The organism is Levilactobacillus koreensis JCM 16448 (assembly GCF_001435525.1).
Taxonomy (GTDB): domain Bacteria; phylum Bacillota; class Bacilli; order Lactobacillales; family Lactobacillaceae; genus Levilactobacillus; species Levilactobacillus koreensis.
In genome coordinates this window covers 114,078-131,842 of the sequence record NZ_AZDP01000123.1, presented here as the reverse complement: position 1 = coordinate 131,842, position 17,765 = coordinate 114,078, and the positions used below count along the sequence as shown (strand labels likewise).

Annotated in this window: 16 protein-coding genes, 1 pseudogene and 1 riboswitch; of the genes and pseudogenes, 2 read left to right on the top strand and 15 right to left on the bottom strand. The window is 50.5% G+C overall.

Annotated features, from left to right (window positions below):
- Positions 1–204, bottom strand: a pseudogene (locus FC99_RS14325) (GDSL-type esterase/lipase family protein); the annotation flags it as partial.
- Between the two features lie 61 nt (positions 205–265).
- Positions 266–1,117, bottom strand: a complete 852-nt coding sequence (locus tag FC99_RS13285; RefSeq protein ID WP_048736007.1) for a DegV family protein — start codon at positions 1,115–1,117, stop codon at positions 266–268.
- 163 nt (positions 1,118–1,280) lie between these two features.
- Between FC99_RS13285 and trhA the strand changes: the two genes are divergently transcribed.
- Entirely contained in the window at positions 1,281–1,922 is a 642-nt protein-coding gene (gene trhA / locus FC99_RS13280; protein ID WP_048736006.1) for a PAQR family membrane homeostasis protein TrhA, read from the top strand.
- Between the two features lie 160 nt (positions 1,923–2,082).
- Here trhA and FC99_RS13275 read toward each other — a convergent pair whose 3' ends face one another.
- The 4 genes from FC99_RS13275 to FC99_RS13260 are packed head-to-tail and all read right to left on the bottom strand — an operon-like array spanning position 2,083 to position 6,671.
- Entirely contained in the window at positions 2,083–2,580 is a 498-nt protein-coding gene (locus tag FC99_RS13275) for a dihydrofolate reductase (RefSeq protein ID WP_048736005.1), read from the bottom strand.
- Between the two features lie 12 nt (positions 2,581–2,592).
- The gene (locus FC99_RS13270) at positions 2,593–3,543 is read right to left on the bottom strand and encodes a thymidylate synthase (protein WP_048736004.1); all 951 of its coding nucleotides are present in this window, start codon (positions 3,541–3,543) and stop codon (positions 2,593–2,595) included.
- Positions 3,544–3,555: 12 nt separating this feature from the next.
- Positions 3,556–5,448, bottom strand: a complete 1,893-nt coding sequence (locus FC99_RS13265) for an ABC-F family ATP-binding cassette domain-containing protein (protein ID WP_048736003.1) — start codon at positions 5,446–5,448, stop codon at positions 3,556–3,558.
- A 29-nt stretch (positions 5,449–5,477) separates the two neighbouring features.
- Positions 5,478–6,671, bottom strand: coding sequence for a CCA tRNA nucleotidyltransferase (locus FC99_RS13260; protein WP_048736002.1), 1,194 nt, complete (start codon positions 6,669–6,671; stop codon positions 5,478–5,480).
- Positions 6,672–6,875: 204 nt separating this feature from the next.
- Here FC99_RS13260 and FC99_RS13255 point away from each other — a divergent pair, with 204 nt between their 5' ends.
- A complete protein-coding gene (locus tag FC99_RS13255; protein WP_048736001.1) occupies positions 6,876–7,766 on the top strand; it encodes a YitT family protein in 891 nt (296 codons plus the stop codon).
- A 122-nt stretch (positions 7,767–7,888) separates the two neighbouring features.
- Here FC99_RS13255 and FC99_RS13250 read toward each other — a convergent pair whose 3' ends face one another.
- The 9 genes from FC99_RS13250 to FC99_RS13210 all read right to left on the bottom strand — a co-directional run bounded on the left by FC99_RS13250 (position 7,889) and on the right by FC99_RS13210 (position 17,505).
- A complete protein-coding gene (locus tag FC99_RS13250; RefSeq protein WP_476738441.1) occupies positions 7,889–9,181 on the bottom strand; it encodes a tetratricopeptide repeat protein in 1,293 nt (430 codons plus the stop codon).
- A 407-nt stretch (positions 9,182–9,588) separates the two neighbouring features.
- On the bottom strand, positions 9,589–9,876 hold the full coding sequence (locus FC99_RS13245) for an HU family DNA-binding protein (RefSeq protein ID WP_225421803.1): 288 nt from the start codon (positions 9,874–9,876) through the stop codon (positions 9,589–9,591).
- A 226-nt stretch (positions 9,877–10,102) separates the two neighbouring features.
- Positions 10,103–11,410: a ribosome biogenesis GTPase Der gene (der, locus tag FC99_RS13240; protein ID WP_048735999.1), complete on the bottom strand. Its 1,308-nt coding sequence runs from the start codon at positions 11,408–11,410 to the stop codon at positions 10,103–10,105.
- Between the two features lie 104 nt (positions 11,411–11,514).
- Positions 11,515–12,819, bottom strand: a complete 1,305-nt coding sequence (gene rpsA, locus FC99_RS13235) for a 30S ribosomal protein S1 (protein WP_048735998.1) — start codon at positions 12,817–12,819, stop codon at positions 11,515–11,517.
- 79 nt (positions 12,820–12,898) lie between these two features.
- Positions 12,899–13,579, bottom strand: a complete 681-nt coding sequence (cmk, locus tag FC99_RS13230; RefSeq protein ID WP_048735997.1) for a (d)CMP kinase — start codon at positions 13,577–13,579, stop codon at positions 12,899–12,901.
- A 27-nt stretch (positions 13,580–13,606) separates the two neighbouring features.
- Positions 13,607–14,221, bottom strand: a complete 615-nt coding sequence (locus FC99_RS13225) for a LysM peptidoglycan-binding domain-containing protein (protein WP_048735996.1) — start codon at positions 14,219–14,221, stop codon at positions 13,607–13,609.
- A gap of 143 nt (positions 14,222–14,364) precedes the next feature.
- Entirely contained in the window at positions 14,365–15,792 is a 1,428-nt protein-coding gene (locus FC99_RS13220) for a RecQ family ATP-dependent DNA helicase (protein ID WP_048735995.1), read from the bottom strand.
- Entirely contained in the window at positions 15,770–16,822 is a 1,053-nt protein-coding gene (locus FC99_RS13215) for a helix-turn-helix domain-containing protein (RefSeq protein ID WP_048735994.1), read from the bottom strand. The genes FC99_RS13220 and FC99_RS13215 overlap by 23 nt, the downstream gene beginning before the upstream one ends.
- Before the next feature lie 98 nt (positions 16,823–16,920).
- The gene (locus tag FC99_RS13210; RefSeq protein WP_048735993.1) at positions 16,921–17,505 is read right to left on the bottom strand and encodes an ECF transporter S component; all 585 of its coding nucleotides are present in this window, start codon (positions 17,503–17,505) and stop codon (positions 16,921–16,923) included.
- A 121-nt stretch (positions 17,506–17,626) separates the two neighbouring features.
- Positions 17,627–17,744, bottom strand: a riboswitch (FMN riboswitch).
- Between the last annotated feature and the right edge of the window lie 21 nt (positions 17,745–17,765).

Here is a 17,765-nt window from a genome sequence, read left to right as displayed (position 1 = left end):
CCCGCCGTCATTTTGCTGGTCACCCACCCCTTGGGTCAGGGAGTCCCCTAACGCGACGATACGAACGGTCTTGCGGTGATTGGTCGTGGACGATGTATCTTGGGTCGTCCGTGCACCGGGATGCCAGTACGTCAGCACGGCCACGACGACCGCGACGAGTAGCAAGGTCACCCCAATGATCTTACTGATATTTTTAAATTTCATCTGAATCCCCCCTCGGGATAAAGAAAAAGCGGTGACGTGGCCACCCCTTTTCCTAAGTTGATTATTTAGTTGGGTCCGTGTAGTACATCAAAGCAAAAGCACCGGGTCCCCCGTGGGTAGCGATGATGGGCACCGTTTCTCTAACTAAGACTTCTTTGTCTGGTAAGATCTCGTGCAGATGTTCCTGAATCTTATCAACGGATTCAAAGGCTTCCACGTGAGAAATCCCAATGGCAACAATGTCAGGTGTTTGCTTGATCTGTTCGTAAACTTTATCAAAATACCGGTCAATGGTCTTCATTCCCCGGCCCTTGGCCCGAATCTTCAGCTCGCCACCAGTAACTTGCAAGACGATTTTGATGTTTAGGAGTGACGTCAGCATGCCCGCAGCACGACTGAGACGACCACCCTTCAAAATATTTTCGAGGGTCACGATGCCCATGAACAGCTTGGTATGATCGCGAACGGCAGCGGCCCGGGCAATGATTTCATCTTTAGTGGCGCCAGTAGCGGCTAATTTAGCAGCTTCAACGACTTGGAAACCCAAGGCCTGGTCGGTCGTTTGACTGTCTACGACCGTGACGTCCGTCTTGGACAACTTCGCAGCCTGTTCAGCGGTGTGGACCGTCCCACTGATAGCCGCCAGCATGTTGAAGCAGATGACGCTACTGCCATCGGCACCTAATTTATCAAAGGTCTCAACAAATGACCCTAACGGTGGCTGACTGGTCTTGGGCAACGTCTTTGCCGTCTTCATTTTTTCAATGAACTCTTTATTCGTAATGGATTCCCGTTCAACGTAAATCGTATCGTCGATCATAACCGTCAACGGAATAATGGTAATGTTGTAGTCTTGGATGTCTTGCTCGGAGATACCGGCAGACGAGTCCGTAACAATTTTTATTTTAGCCATGCTATTCCACTCTTTCTGACCAGAGATTTTGGTTTATGCTACAATATGCGTAATGAAACATACGGTAATAGTATAGCAGAGTTGCCAATTTTTTTCAGTAGTTGTTCGGAACTCCCCCAGTGGTTTTCACAAAAAATAGTTACGAGAATAAGGAGGAATTTGTTTGGAAAAGGAACGTAGTCACACCTATCAAGTTGTCAATGAGGTCTTGAACGCGGCAACGCACGGAATCGGCGCCGCCCTAAGCATCGCGGGTCTTGTCATCTTACTGTTGCAGGCGCACGGTAAGGGTGGGGCCTTACGGATGACCACGTTTGCTATCTATGGGGCTATCCTGGTCCTGTTTTACCTTGCATCCACACTCTTTCATAGTTTGTACTTTACCCGTGGTCGCCACGTTTTTCAAATATTCGACCATTGTGCGATCTACTTATTGATTGCCGGAACTTATACGCCATTTAGTTTATTAGTGGTTGGTGGCGCCTTGGGCTGGACCATGTTCGGCATTATCTGGGCAATGGCCGTTCTCGGTATCGTGTACAAGGCCATTTGGCTAGGCAAGTATCAGAAATTATCAACCGTGATCTACGTGGTCATGGGCTGGATGTGCCTGATGGGAATCAAGCCGCTGTACAACGGTTTGGGCCCGGTTGGCTTTGCACTGCTGTTCTGTGGTGGACTCGCCTTCACCCTGGGTGCTGTTATTTATAGTTTCAAAGGAATTCCGTTTGGTCACGTTATCTGGCACCTATTTGTGATGCTGGGGACTGGGCTGATGTACTTCTCGATTTTACTGTATGCTTAATGTAAAGTGGTCCTACGTCACTAATTTGACCATGAAAGGCTTTGACGTTATCTGATTTCCAGATGATGTCAAAGCCTTTTTTTGAACAGTTAGTTGCTGGTCAACCTGGATGAGCTAGTGGCGACTAAATTACATCAAGCATAGTTGCAGTGTGGCCTATTTAATCAACTATCCGCTGAAACTGTTCAAACACATAGTCATACGGATTCTTTTCATTGCGCACGCCAGGTTGGCGGTTAATGCGCTGAAATTTGCTGTAATCGAGAGCGGGCATCCAAGTATCACCGTCAAACCCGGCGTCGATCGTGGTTCGGTAAAGAAAATCGACGTCGGCTTGTAGACCGTTGAAGAGCTGGGCACCACCCACAACAAACAGCTTCTCGGTTGGCCGTTGCGCAGCATATTGACGAACAGCGTCGAATGAATCGAGCACCGTCACGCTCGCCGGAAAATTTGCCGCCGATTGATGGGTCAAGACCACGTTCTTCCGGTTCGGCAACGCGTGTGGAAATGACGCGAACGTCTTGGACCCGGCAATGATCGTATTGCCCGTCGTGACGGTCTTAAAGAAGTGCATGTCGGCTGGCAGATGCCATGGGAGCTGGCCCTTAAAGCCAATCACGTGGCCCTGACTCTCGGCCCATAGAAAAATCAACATCGGTGTTCCCTCCTAAACAGCCACGGGGGCCTTGATTGCCGGTTCCGGGTCATACCCCGTGACCTTGATGTCGTGCATATCATAGTCAAAGATGCTGGACTTATCTGGGTTGAGCCAGAGCTGGGGTGCCTCGTGTGGCGTCCGTGCCAGTTGCGTCTTGATTTGGTCAACGTGATTTAGGTAAATGTGGGCGTCGCCTAGCGTGTGGACGAAGTCGCCGACCTCTAAGCCAACTTCCTTGGCAATGAGTGACGTTAGCAACGCGTAACTTGCGATGTTGAATGGCACCCCAAGGAAGATATCGGCGCTCCGTTGGTAGAGCTGACAACTCAATTTACCGTCGTTGACGTAGAACTGAAAGAGCGTGTGACAAGGCGGTAAGGCCATTGATGGCACATCGGCCGGGTTCCAGGCAGACACAATCATGCGCCGAGAATCAGGGTGGGTCCGCAGCGTATCGATCACGTTTTGGAGTTGGTCGATGGTTTCGCCATTGTGACCCTGCCAAGCGCGCCATTGACTGCCATAAACCAGGCCCAGGTCGCCATAGTGGTCACCGAAGGCTTGGTCATTCACGATGCGGTCGCAGAAAGCCTTTTTTTCAGTTTGATAGGCTGCATTGAAGTCGGCATCAACTAAGGAACGGCGACCAAAGTCCGTCATGTCTGGTCCATGATAGTCGGGACTATCGATGTAGCGTTGAAAGGCCCATTCGTCCCAAATGTGATTGTGGTGCTGGAGCAGGAAACGAATATTCGTGTCACCCCGTAAGAACCACAGTAGTTCGGACTTGATAAGACCAAATGGAACTTTTTTGGTCGTCAGTAGCGGAAACCCCTCTTGCAGGTTAAATCGCATCTGATACCCAAATAAACTAATGGTTCCAGTACCAGTTCGGTCGGTCTTTTGGTGCCCCGTCGTTAGAACGGTCTTGGCTAAATTAAGGTAAGCATCTTCTAACACACCCGTCATCTCCTATTCGGCGTATTCACTCAGGTATTCCCACCGGGCCATCTTATCATCTAACTGATGGTCGAGGTCGTCTAGTTTGGCTTGTAAGTCAGCTAACTTATCATAGTTGTCCCCGTTGGCGTTCATCTCCGTTTGAACTTGGGATTTTTGGCTTTCAAGATCGTCGATGACGCCTTCAATGCCTTCCCATTCCTTTTGTTCAGCGTAGGTCAGCTTGACCTTCTTCTTGGGTGCATCGTCGGCGGGTTGGGTTGGCTTTTCTGGGGCCTTAGGCTTGGCCTTTGCTGCGTGGCTCTGTTGTTGGGCCATGTCGAGGTACGTGCTAAATTGCCCGGAATAACGCTCGATGTTGCCGTCCCCCGTGAAGATGAGGAGCCGGTCAGCCACCTTATCCAGGAAGTATCGGTCATGGGAGACCGTGATGACGGTCCCGGCAAATTGGCTAATGTAGTCTTCAAGAACGGTCAGCGTGCCGATATCTAAATCGTTGGTTGGTTCGTCGAGGAGTAAGACGTTGGGCTGTTCCATCAGTAATTTTAACAGGTACAGCCGCCGTTTTTCACCACCAGAAAGCTTACGAATCAAGGTTCCATGCATGAATCGCGGAAATAGGAACTGTTCCAGCAGTTCGGCAACACTAACGGAGTCACCCTGGTTGTTAGTCACGTTTTGACCGACTTCGGATAGGTAGCTGATCATCCGTTTGTCTTCTGGGATGGGTTCGATCTGTTGCGTATAGTACGCCATCTTAACCGTTTCCCCAATCGTGACAATGCCGGAGTCCAGCGGCAGGCGTTGGGCAATCACATTGAGCAGGCTTGATTTACCGGCCCCGTTCTCCCCGCTGATCCCAATGCGCTCGTTGCCTTGAATCAGGTCACTGAAGTGGTCCAAAATGACGTGGTCGCCAAGCTTCAGACTCGCATCCTTTAGTTCAATGACCTTCTTCCCCAGTCGTTGTTGACCAAGGGAAATTGACACGTTGCTTTGGACCTGGCGAGTGCCCACGTTACTGGCAATGTCGTTGAATCGGTTGATTCGGGCCTGTTGCTTGGTCGATCGGGCTTTAGCCCCCGCCTTCATCCAAGCCAATTCCTTCTTGTAGAGTTGTTGTTGCTTTTGGTCGGCTTCGGCCTCCTGAGTGACCCGTTCGGCCTTTTCTTGAACATAGGCTTGATAATTGCCAGGGTACTGATAAAGTTTTCCAAAGTCCAGTTCCCAAATCTGATTGGCAATCTGGTCCAGGAAGTACCGGTCATGAGTGACAACCAGTAAAGCTCCTTTATACGAGCTGAGGTACTGTTGCAGCCAAGCAATGGAATCGAAGTCCAAGTGGTTGGTTGGTTCGTCCAACAGGAGTAGATCTGGCGATTGAATCAGGACCTGGGCCAGACCGACCCGCTTGATCTGCCCCCCGGACATGGTCTTAATGGATTGTGATAGATCAGTGATCTTCAGCTGCGTCAGGATCGTTTTAACATCGCTCTCGGCGGTCCAGGCGTCCTCTTCGTTCATCTGGGCCTCGGCGTCCAGGTAGCGCTGCTGAGCCTTGGGGTCTTCCGGATGTTCCCCGTAGGTCGCCAGAGCGGCTTCATATCGGCGAATCGTCACAAAGACCTTCTGATCACCGGAAAAGACGGCATCCATGACGGTCAGATTTTCATCTAACTCGGGTTTTTGCGTCAAGTAGCCGATGGTGTAATCCTTAGGGGTATTGATCTCTCCGGACTGTTCGGTACTGATACCGGCCAAGGTGTTGAGTAGTGAGGTTTTCCCACTCCCGTTGACCCCGATCAAGCCAATCCGGTCGTGTTCATTGATGATAAAATTCAGGTTATCGAAAAGTGTTTTTTCACCATAAGTTCGGTGTAAGTTTTCTGCGCGTAAGGTTTGCATAATGTCTCACTCTCTTATTTCAAATTCGGTTAGGCCGTCGCATAGGCAACTAATGCCGCCTGTTCATTTGGCAGTTGTCCCGTGACGACCTGGTACTCCAGATCACCCAGTAAGGCGCCCAGTTGCGGCCCGGGTTGTACACCCGCTTGCATCAGGTCTTTCCCCGTGGCGGCAAGCTCCTTCTTGTGCTGGATGGGTAACGCTTGTAGTTGCTGCGTCAGTTCGGTGGCGCGGTCGGGTGCGCCTAAGATGCTGGCCACTTCATTGGCTACGGGAGTCAGGTCAGCGCCACACTGGTACAGTTGCCACGCGTTGGGCGCCGTGGTCAGTAGCGTTTGGGCCAGGCGACTAGCGGTCTGGACCGCCGTAATCATTTGGTTAGCGGCCTTCCAGTGTTTGAGAAATGGCGTGATGGCGGTAGCGGTTAGACCAAATTTTGTTGCCAGTAGTGTCCAGGTTGCGGTGTCACTAGAGGTTCCTCGCTGTAGCTGCGTACTCAATGCCTGCAGGTCGTTCTCGTGGGCCGCAAAGTCCGGGCAATATTGCCACAGCCCTGTTCGCATAAAGACGGCTAGACCGCGTTGGGGGGCCTTACCCGTGAACATCTTTTGTAATTCTACTTGGGTCCGCTCTACGGCAATCTTAGCCAATAGTTGGGCGTGGTCGGTGATGGCCGCTTCGGTCTCTGGGATAATGTCAAAGTCAAGCTGACTGGCAAACCGCACGGCCCGCATCATCCGCAAAGCATCTTCGTGGAACCGTTCTTGTGGATCACCCACGGCCCGAATGTGGTGGTTCTCTAAATCGGTCAAGCCATCAAACAAGTCGATCACTTCCCCGTCTTCGCGCATGGCTAGCGCATTGATGGTGAAGTCACGACGTTTTAGGTCCTCCTGTAAGGATCGGACAAAGGTGACCTGGTCGGGACGCCGAAAATCGGTATAGGTCGATTCGGAACGGAAGGTCGTAGTCTCATAGCCGGTCCCGTGGTCCAAAATCATCACGGTGCCGTGGTCAATCCCGGTGTCGACCGTTCGTTTGAACAAGCCCTTGATTTCATTGGGATAGGCACTAGTCGCAATATCGACATCGTGAATCGCCTTCCCTAGGATGGTGTCGCGGACGCTGCCACCCACAAAGTAGGCTTCGTACCCAGCGGCCTCGATGGTCTGAAGTACCGGTCGGGCGGCCTCAAATTCATTTGGTAAGTGTTCTAACTTCATTATCTTTCACCCTTCTGCCAGCTAAATTCTGTCAGTGCTCGTGGCCCACGCGGTTAACGAGTGGACACAAGGTTCTATATGCCAGTCTAACAGATTCCCCGCAAGAATTGAATTCAAACCACGATTCGCTAATCAGTTTCTCAGCAGTTTCTACATTGGCTGTGCTATCATAAAATGAGGATTTTTTTGTTGGGAGAGATGTAGATGACACAAAAGGATGAGTCAATTCATGTGCTGGATTTAGTGATGATTGGGATTGGGTGTGCCATGTTTGCTTTTGGGTTGGTATTTTTTAACATTGCCAATCACCTAGCGGATGGGGGTATTTCCGGGGTAACGTTGATTTTACGAGCATTGTTTGGCATTGACCCCGCTTACTCGACGATCTTAATCAACGTGCCCCTAATTTTAATTGGGTGGCGTTTCCTGGGTCGCCAGTCATTGATCTATACGATTTACGGAACAATCATGTTGTCCCTCTTCCTGTGGATCTGGCAACGAGTCCCCATCGTCATTCAGTTACACGGAGACCTGTTACTCTCGGCGTTGGGGGCTGGTGTAATTGGCGGATTTGGTTCCGGGTTGCTCTACCGTTATGGCGGAACGACGGGTGGCACCGATATTATCGCCCGGATCTTCGAGCGGTTTCGGGGTGTTCCCATGGGGCGCACCCTGCTCTATTTAGATGTGATCGTGCTCCTGTTCTCATTGGTCTACATCGATATTCAACACATGGCCTATACGCTGATCTACTCCTATATTTTTGCGCGCATCGTCAATTTCACCCAGGAAGGTGCCTACGCTGCGCGGGGTATCATTGTGGTGTCGGACCATCATCAGGCGATTACCGATAATATTATGGACGAACTGGGCCGCGGCGTTAGTCTGATCGATGGCGAAGGCGGCTACTCCCATCACCCACGTAAAATGATCTACGTGGTCGTGGCGCCGAGCGAGCTGCACCAGTTACGCCAGATTATCCAGCGGAATGATCCCCGAGCATTCGTTTCGGTGATCAACGTCAATGAGGCTCTCGGTGAAGGATTTACGTTTGCCGTCCCTAAAAAGGGCTGGATCGGCAAATTGAAGCGTTAATGACTGGGTTTGCAACCGCGGTTTTTGCGGTTGCTTTTTTGGTGTGACATAGGTTAAAGTAATTTTTGTGTGTTAACTATATAAAAAGAGCCACTCCAACGAGTCGCCCTTTCTCCTCATATTTAGTCTTGGTAGCCTTCCAACATCAGTGCCATTTCGGCATCGTCAGGAACCACCTTTAAATAAGCCTGCAATAACTTAACGACCGTCTCGCTGACCCCTTCTTCACGGTAAAAGTAGACCGCTGGCTTCAAGAAGTCAGCTTGATCCATGAAGAATGGCTGAGCAGCGTCGTAATACTTGCGGGCCAGATCATACTCTTCCTTATGCTCAGCGGTGACCGCCAAGTTCCAGTAAAGCTGTGGGTCCGCATCTTCGGCCTTCACGTATGGCTTCGCTAAGGCTTCGTTCTCGTCCCAACGCTCCTGCTTGACGTACAGATTGCTGAGCTGAATAACGGCACTTAAATCGTCGCTGTCGAGCTCATGGCCCTTCTTCAGGTACTTCTCAGCCAATGCCTCATCATCGAGCTTAGTGGCCACGTGAGCCGCCTGTAGCCAGAGCTTTTCGTTATACTGGTCGACACCTAAACCTTCTTGCAAGGTCGTCAGGGCTTCGGCTAACCGATTCTCTTCTTCTAAAGCCTGTCCCAGATAAGGATACAGGGACGTATAATGCGCATCGCTGTCCTTTAATTCACCAAACAAACGAATGGCCGTCGTCCGATCCTTCAATTGAAGATAAGTGAAGGCCGTTTCAAACTTCACATCCGGCGTCATGTCACCGGTATGGATCTGCTTCAGGTAGCCAATGGCCTGTTCGAAGCGACCGGCGTTGGCATAGGCCACACCCAACCGTTCAACCAGGTTGACCCGTGAGAGCTCCGTGGTACCGGCCGTGATCAGGTCTAAGTACAGCGGAATGGCCTTTCTGAACTCACGCATGGTGAAGTAGAGCTCAGCCAGGGCAAACGTGATGACCGGCTCGTCAGGGGCCAATTTCTTTGCCGTCAGCAATTTTTGTTCACTGACTTCAAAGAGCTCCTGGGTCTGGTAAAGGTCTGCCGCCACCATCAGCGCCTGAACGTAGGCCGATGACTCAGGACTGACCTCGTTTAAATACTCCAGGGCCTCATCGTTTTTATCTTCGTCAATGGCAATATCAGCCAAGTTCGTTCTTAATTCGTCTTCAGTTGGATATTTTTTCAGTAATTTTTCGTAAATTCGCCGGGATTGATTCAAGAAACCTAACGAGTACAGCTCTTCGGCCAGACTGAATAGCGTATCGTCGTCGTCGTGCCGTAGGGACAAGGCGTACTGCTTCTTAAATTCTTCAAGTTGACCCTTTTCTAATAGGTCCAATGCCTTTTCTGCGTAACTCATAACCCGCCTCCAATTATCATTTTCCGATGGCAACTAGCCGCTAAACGATGCTTGGACTTAGTTGCTGGTTACGACTTATTGCGCAACTATTCTAGTTTACAAGATTTTTAACTTAAATACTGCTATTTTGACTTATTTTTAACCACTCATCACGAATTGCCTAGCATGGCAACATAGTCGACGCATCGCCTTACCCGGCCGGCCCCATATCTGCTGACCTCTCAGCTTACATCGTGGGACGACCTAAGAGACGCGTGATTTTCGCGGCTTTTAGGCGAGTCTGAAGCCCACTTCTCAGGTGAAGCCTTTCCTCACAGCAGGCGGAATTCCTGGCAGCCGTAGTACGACCAGTTTGCCCTATTGTTCAACATCGTTTAGAGCGTAACAAAAAGCCAGTCCGGCATACACCGTACTGGCTTTTTTACGCGTTAAATAATTGCTTATTTAACAGCATCCTTTAAAGCTTTACCTGGCTTGAATGCAGGTACTTTGCTTGCAGGGATTTGGATTTCTTGTCCAGTTTGTGGGTTACGGCCCTTACGAGCTGCACGTTCACGTACTTCAAAGTTACCAAAGCCGATCAGTTGAACCTTTTCGCCTTTAGCTAACGTTGCTTGGACAGAATCGAAGACTGCATCAACTGCAGCCGTTGCGTCCTTTTTAGTTAAACCAGTTGCAGTTGCAACGTCGCTAACCAATTGTGCTTTGTTTGCCATGTTTGAATTCACCTCCTGAACAGAAGATTAGATGAATGCCATCTAGTGATCATTTTTGAGTGGTCCAAAAATGATGAAACAAATACGGTCAACCGCATCATTTCTTTATCAAAGATAGCACAGGAAGCCTTATATGACAAGGGATAACGGTGTTTTTTAGCAATTATCCTGAAAGAATCGTCAATTTTGGCGAAAAATCACCTAAAAACGGTCCCAAAGCTGGTTTCACGCACCTAAATTACTTCCGCGCCCGTTCGATCAGATGAATTGGGGTTCCCTCGAAATCGAAGTGTTCCCGAATCTGATTTTCCAAGAAACGTTCGTAAGAGAAGTGCATCATCTTCGGATCGTTAACGAAGACCACGAAGGTTGGCGGTGCCACGGCCACTTGGGTCGCATAGTAAACCCGCAACCGTTTTCCGTTGTCGGATGGTGTTGGGTTCAGTGCGATAGCGTCCATGATCACGTCGTTTAACGTTGCGGATTGAACCCGCTTGTTATGGTTCTCAGACACACGCTTGATCATTTCGGGCAGTTGTTCCAACCGTTGCCCCGTCTTCGCTGACACGAAGATAATTGGGGCGTAACTCAGGTATTGGAACTCCAAACGAATCAGGTTCTGGAAGTCCGTCAACGTGTGATTGTCCTTCTTCAGGGTATCCCACTTGTTGACTAAGATAATGATTCCTCGACCAGCCTCATGGGCATAGCCAGCGACTCGCTTATCCTGTTCCCGAATACCTTCTTCAGCGTTTAAAACGACCAACACAACGTCTGAATCATCAATGGCCCGCATTGCTCGCATCACACTGTAACGTTCTGTGTTTTCGTAGACCTTACCCCGTTTACGAATCCCGGCCGTATCGACCATCGTAAACTTCGTATCGTCCGCGGTAAACTTGGTATCGACAGCGTCACGGGTAGTCCCGGCAATGTTGGAAACAATCACGCGGTCTTCACCAAGAATGGCGTTAACCAACGAGGACTTCCCCACGTTAGGCCGACCAATCAGACTAAAGCGGATCGTGTCGTCCTTAGGGGCACCGTCATCGTCAGGAAATTCCTTGACGACAGCGTCTAACAAATCCCCTAAGCCTAAACCATGGACCCCAGAAACGGGGTATGGATCGCCAAAACCGAGTGAATAGAAGTCATAAATGGATTCTCTGACGTCCGGGTTGTCGGCCTTGTTCACGGCCAGTAAGACTGGCTTGTCAGCACGGTATAAGATCTTGGCAACCTTTTCGTCAGCATCGGTAACACCCTCGGGGGCGCTAACAATGAAGACAATGACATCGGCTTCTTCAATCGCGATTTCGGCTTGTTGCGTAATCTGTGTCAAAAATGGTTCATCACCGAGGTCAATCCCCCCGGTATCGATCATCCGAAATTCAGTCCCTAGCCATTCGGCCCGGGTGTAAATTCGGTCCCGGGTAACCCCCGGTGTATCTTCCACGATGGAGATCCGTTCGCCGGCGATCCGGTTGAACAGGGTCGATTTTCCAACGTTAGGTCGGCCGACAATGGCAACTACTGGAAATGCCACTACAAATCCCTCCTTTAACTTTTAAGCAAAACGTCTGTTGACATGAAAAGGGTTCAGAACGAAACCAACAAAGTTCCGCTCTAAACCCTCTTCAACCAAACGTATTAGTTGTTTTCGTTATCTTCCATATCTTTCTTCAAGCTGTCCCCAATGAGGTCACCTAAAGAGAAGCCGGTGCTTTCTTCTGGGGCGTTAGCCGTTGAAGTTTCAGCAGAGTTCCGGTTGTTACGACGACGGTTGTTGTTACCGCCATTGTTGTTCCGGCTCCGGTTGTTGTTACTGTGGCTTTCGGAAGCTTCGTCACCTGATTGTGGCTTTTCTTCCAAGGCCTTGATGGACAATGCCAAGCGGTGGTCATCAGGACGAACGTCCAAGACCTTAACCTTGATTTCTTGGCCAACCTTCAAAACGTCAGCAGGCGTAGCGATGTGTTGGTGAGAAATTTGGGAAATGTGAACTAAACCTTCAACGCCAGGGAAGACTTCCACAAAGGCACCGAAGCTAGTCAGACGCTTAACTGTTCCGTCTAAGACGCTACCTTGAGGGGCTTTGTCTTCAATCCCATCCCAAGGTTCTGGTAAGGTTTGCTTGATGGAAAGAGAGATCCGGTCGCGGTCTGGGTCTACAGATAAGACCTTAACCTTAACTTCTTGACCCACCTTCAAGACATCGCTAGGCTTTTCAACCCGTTCGAAGGCGATTTCTGAAACGTGGACCAAACCATCAACGCCACCAAGGTCAACGAAGGCACCAAAGTTGGTCAAACGAGCAACTTTACCTTCGACGATGTCACCGGCGGTCAACTTAGCCATGATTTCAGCCTTTTGTGCAGCACGTTCTTTTTCAACGAGGGCACGGTGAGACAAAATCAGACGGTTTTCGCTTGGTTCGATTTCAACGATCTTGAATTCAAGAGTTTGACCCTTGAATTGAGAAAGATCTTCAACGAAGTGATCGGATACCATGGATGCAGGAACGAATCCACGCACACCAGCATCAACAACTAACCCACCCTTAACCACTTGGGTAACGGGTGCAGTTAACGTATGACCTGCTTCGAATTCCTTTTGGATGTCGTCCCAAACCTTACGGGCTTCCAAACGACGTTGTGACAGTAAGTAACTGCCGCCTTCCTTATCGGTACCAATGCGAGAAATTACGACGAGGTCCATAACGTCCCCGACTTTAATTACAGAATTAATATCATCTACTGGTTTCGTGGAAAGTTCCTTCTTAGGAACAACCCCTTCAACGCCAGTATCAGCAATACCAACGATTGCTTGTTGGTCATCATCGATTGCTAAGACTTCACCCTTAACAACGTCACCAACTTTAACGGTGTCGATGCTGTTTAAAGCATCTAACAGATCGTTATTTTCATTGTTTTGACTCGTGCCATTTTCACTCATGCGAATTTTTCCTCCTTGCGACAACTCTATATACTATTCTAGCCGATTGTGTCCGTAAAAGCTAGTAAAAAGCCCATTTCTATAGGGATTCTTTTTCTTTAATGGTTTCAGCGATTTTATCAGCCACTTGTTCGATGCTCATAGACGTTGTGTCTAAGCGAATTGCGTCGGCTGCTTGGGTCAGTGGAGAAACCTTGCGGGTCGAATCTTTGCGGTCCCGTTCTTCGATTTCGTGCTTCAACGTTGCCAATGGCGTATCGATTCCCTTAGCAGCGTTGTCCTTCAAGCGCCGTTGTGCCCGTTCATCGACACTAGCAACCAAGAAGATCTTAACCTGGGCGTGTGGTAAGACGGTTGACCCGATATCTCGACCATCCATCACGATTCCGCCGGCTTCCGCAATTTGCCGTTGCCGTTCAGTCAGTTCTTGCCGAATGGCTGGCAATGCCGAAACGGCCGAAACTGAGTTTGTGACATCTGGCTGCCGAATGGCTAACGTCACTTCCGTATCATCTACGAACACCTTTTGCACGGGTGTCCCCGGTTCAAAGCGAATCGTGATCTGATCCAGCAATTGCTTAACGGCTGGTTCGTCATCCAAAGCCACACCGGCTTGTAAGACTTTCCAGGTAATTGCCCGGTACATGGCGCCGGTGTCACAGTAAATGTAGTGGAACCGTTGCGCAACGATCTTAGCGACCGTACTCTTACCGGCCGAAGCGGGACCGTCAATTGCGACTTGTAACCCTTGTTTCTCCATAAAACCAAACTCCCTATCAAATAAAGTTTAACGAACCCGTAATCTCTGTCCTGGTTGTAATGATGCCCCGGAAGAGAGTCCGTTTAATTCCAATAATTTCTGCACAGAAATCCCCGCATTAGTTGCGACTCGGTAGACCCCCTGGCCAGATTCGACCGTTGCGTATTTGGCCCCTGATACGGAACTGCTGCTACTCTTGTCTGAGCTACTCGACGCAGAAGTCGATGACTCATCGGTGGTAGCAGAAGAACTGCTAGCGCGTGAAGCCGAACTAGCAGTTGTGGTTGAGGTTGTTGCTTTCTTTTTGCTACTGGATTTAGTCGTCTTGGCCGCCTTGCTCCCTTTAGAGCTCTTGGCTGCCTTGTCCTTGTGTGAAGAACTCGACGACCCCGCAGCCACATTTTCTGTGTTTTGGGGCCGGTTAACTGCGCTCTGGCGTGCCAGACCGTAGACCAACGAGGCCGCCGCAATCACAACGATAATGGCAACTAAAATAACCGTCACCATAGTATTGCTATGATTTTGTCGCCGCATTTTTGTTCGTGACAGGTTTCCCTGATCGTCTCGATCATCAGCAAACGATTGATCCCAAGGATGGGACTCTTGCTCCTTCGACGTTTGATCGTCACGCTTTTGACTCATCATCTAACCTCCCTGAAAAATCTTCGACTGTAATTGTATCATTATTACAGATTTTGCGATACCCATATTTCTTTAAGATATCGCTATGAAAGGCTTTTTTGCATTGCCAAGTGGCCAAGTTAACGGACAAACTCGTCGCCTGCTCAAAATAACCGCCGTAACCGTGTGACCCAGTCCTCACGCTCGGACTTAACCTCCCCGGTTGGCGATTGCTGCCGCATCAGTCCCACCGCGTCTAAATCCAAAGGGGTATTTCCGGGTGAACAACACGCCACCGTATGCTCGGGGCTCTGTTCATCGAAAGCCGCTAACCAGCGTTCACGCAGACAGTGGGTCTCACGTGCATACGCCATCATCTGGGCCAAGGCTCGGTTACGCTCGCGCTCACGCCGCATAAACATTTGGGTCACCGCCGCCTGACTGATCCCGTGCTGCCGATAAAAGGCCAGTAGCTGAATCACCGCGTCATCCCCAGAAAATTGCTGCGGGTGTGCATAATACCGCTGAATCGTCTCTTCATCCGGGCGATTAGCCTGTCCCAGCGCCAACGGTAATTGTTCATCCCCCGGCGCATAGAGGAGTATCGCCACACTGGGCTTGCCATCTCGACCGGCCCGTCCGATTTCCTGCGCATAACTCTCTAGGTCGGCCGGCAAATGGTAATGGATCACGTACCTGACATTGTTTTTATCGATACCCATCCCAAATGCACTAGTCGCGCAGATGACGTCCAACTGGCCCGCCATAAACTGCTGTTGGATCTTAAAACGATCCTCGCTGTCCAATCCGGCATGGTAGGCCGCTGCCCGCACACCCGTCTCTTGATGCAACCACAGTGCCGTATCCGTCGCCTGTTGCTTACTGGAAAAGTACACGACACCCGGTTGCTGTAACTGACTGACCAGACTTCGCAGACGCGCTTGCTTCTCCGGCTCATCGGCCACATTTTCCACGTCCAAGAAGATATTGGGCCGATTCACCGACTCAGAAACAATCTCTGGCGTCGTTCGTAGCTGCTTAGCAATCTCATGACGCGTCGTCTTCCCGGCAGTTGCCGTCAACATCAATGTCAATGGCTGCCGCAATTTCGTCCGAATTGCCCCTAATAACAGATACTCTGGTCGAAAATCCGGTCCCCACTGCACGATACAGTGGGCCTCATCGACAACCAGTAAGCTGAGTTGCAATTGCTGTACCTGAGCGAGCATCTGCGGTTGGGCCAACATCTCTGGTGACAGGAATAGAAATTGATAATCTCTCAGGTGACGCAAGATCTCTTGACGCTCCACGTAACTCGTCAGGGAGTTAATGGCTGCCGACCGACGAAACCCAGTGACTCGCATCCGGTCGACCTGATCGTTCATCAGTGACAGCAGTGGTGAGATCACCAGCACACAGCCTGGATGTCGGTACCCGTACAATTGGTAGATCAGCGTCTTCCCCGCACCAGTCGGTAAAACGGCGAGGGTATCTTGCCCTTGTTCCAACGCCGTCAGTGCTGCCTCCTGGCCGGTTCGAAACGTATCGAATCCAAAAACGCGTTGTAAGCTAGCTGTGAGTGGCTCCATCATCCATCATCCCCCGTCCCCGCCAAATTGCGTAAAGTCGAAAATAAAAGAAATCATAGCGCGTGCGTAAGTCCTCCGGAAGTTGGGCAAACTGCCAGGAGTCGATGTCCGCATTCAATGCCGCCGCGAAGTCCGCTCGTACACGCTGCGGCAATAACCGGTCATAGGGAAACGTTGCCACTGGCGACAAAATTGCTGCCTCCAAGAGATGTTCCTTCACGGTGTTGGCCTTCACGTGCCTTTGCGCTGCAACCTGTTCCAGACTGCCTCCCTGTTCCACGGCATACAGCGTGGCCTGAGCACTGCGCGTTACCGGAGAGCGCCACAGGGGGTGCAACAAACCATGTAGGGGATGATCAGCCTGCCGTGCATCCCGCGCGATCTGGGTAATCCCATCACGCTGTCGCAATTGAATTTCCCACGCCGTCTGCTGTTGCTCACTCGCTACCTGACTAACCGTTAAGCCGGGGTGCTGGTATCCCGTCAACAGGTCCGTCATGACCTCCGCCGTCTGTACCGGTAACTGTTGTAAGCTTTGAACCATCGCCGTTAACAGCGCAGCCGCTAATTGCGGGCCCTTTTCCAAATGAAACCATTGGCGAACGACCCGCCGCGTTACAAGATCCGTTGCCAACGGGTAATAGCGACTAGTCGAATGGGCATATTGCGACGTCACCTGCACGGCTAACAGGAGTCGTTGCCGGGCCGCTCCCAGGTCAAGATTCAGCCAGTCGGCACTTGTCTGTGGTTGATAATAGGCACCGGCCTGTCGCTGTTGACCGGTCGGTGTCAGTAACAGTTGATCTGCCTCACTGTCCAAGGTCACAAGACCGCTAGCGGCCAATTGCTGCGCCGGAGCCGTCAATGCGCCGTGGTCCAGGTGTTTGTTCGCGTCCAACAGGGGTAACAAGTGGTAACGCTGACCCCAATACAGGGTCGATACGGTGCGCCGCCCTCGCAAGAGGTTTTCGATCACCCGCAACCGCCGAGGCTGTTTTCGGTCTAACACCTGTAAAAGATCCGCCGCTTCCATCTGCACCCCTCCTCGTAAAGTCTGTTCCTAGTTTACCATACACAAAAGGGGCCAACGACTGGTCAGCCCCACCTTTTAACATTTAAAAATTGTCTGCCTTATGACAGCGTATGCTTAGCCAACCACGGTGTCATCCGCCGACTCAGCAAGATAAATAGAACCCCCAGCACGATCCCCTTGATCAGATTAAATGGAATGACCCCTAATAAGATCAACTTGTTAACGGGTAAGCCTAGTGACATCCCCCACACCTTTAAGTACAGGGGTGTAATGACCCACCAGTTTGCTAGGGACAAGACCAAGGTCAGCGTCAACGTCCCCACGATAACGGCGACGATTTGCCGTTTCAGTGTTGGCTGGTGGTGATGCTTGAGGACGGCACTGATCGGCAAGACCAGCGCGAGATCCGCGATAAATGCGGTCAAGACCCCGATAAAGTTAACGATGTCTAATCCGGTCGTCACGAAGTAAAGCAACTCCTTGACGGCAGCAATCAAGACCGCCCCCGCCGGACCAAACAAACTCATCCCCAATAAGACCACCAAATCACTCAGGTCTAACTTCATATAGGGCACGATCGGGATGATTGGGAGCGAGACAAACATTAAGACGTAAGCCACCCCCGCAAATAATGCCATCTCGACCATCGCCCGAACACTTAACCCTCGTCGACTATTTTCCATCACACTGTTCCTCCTTGCGGCCATCTCACGTAGCGCGACCCCATGAAAAAAGGCCTCGCCACAGAAGGGCAAGACCTTGGAATTTACGTACTTTAAAATGACGCCTACGCAAAAAGCAACATCTCATCTTCTGCATACCAGACTATACTGTCGGTTTCGGAGTTGCACCGAATCAACCGCTCTCACGGGTTGCGGACTTTACCGCCGGTCGGGAATTACACCCTGCCTTGAAGATGGACCTAAATTTTATTACATGTTAA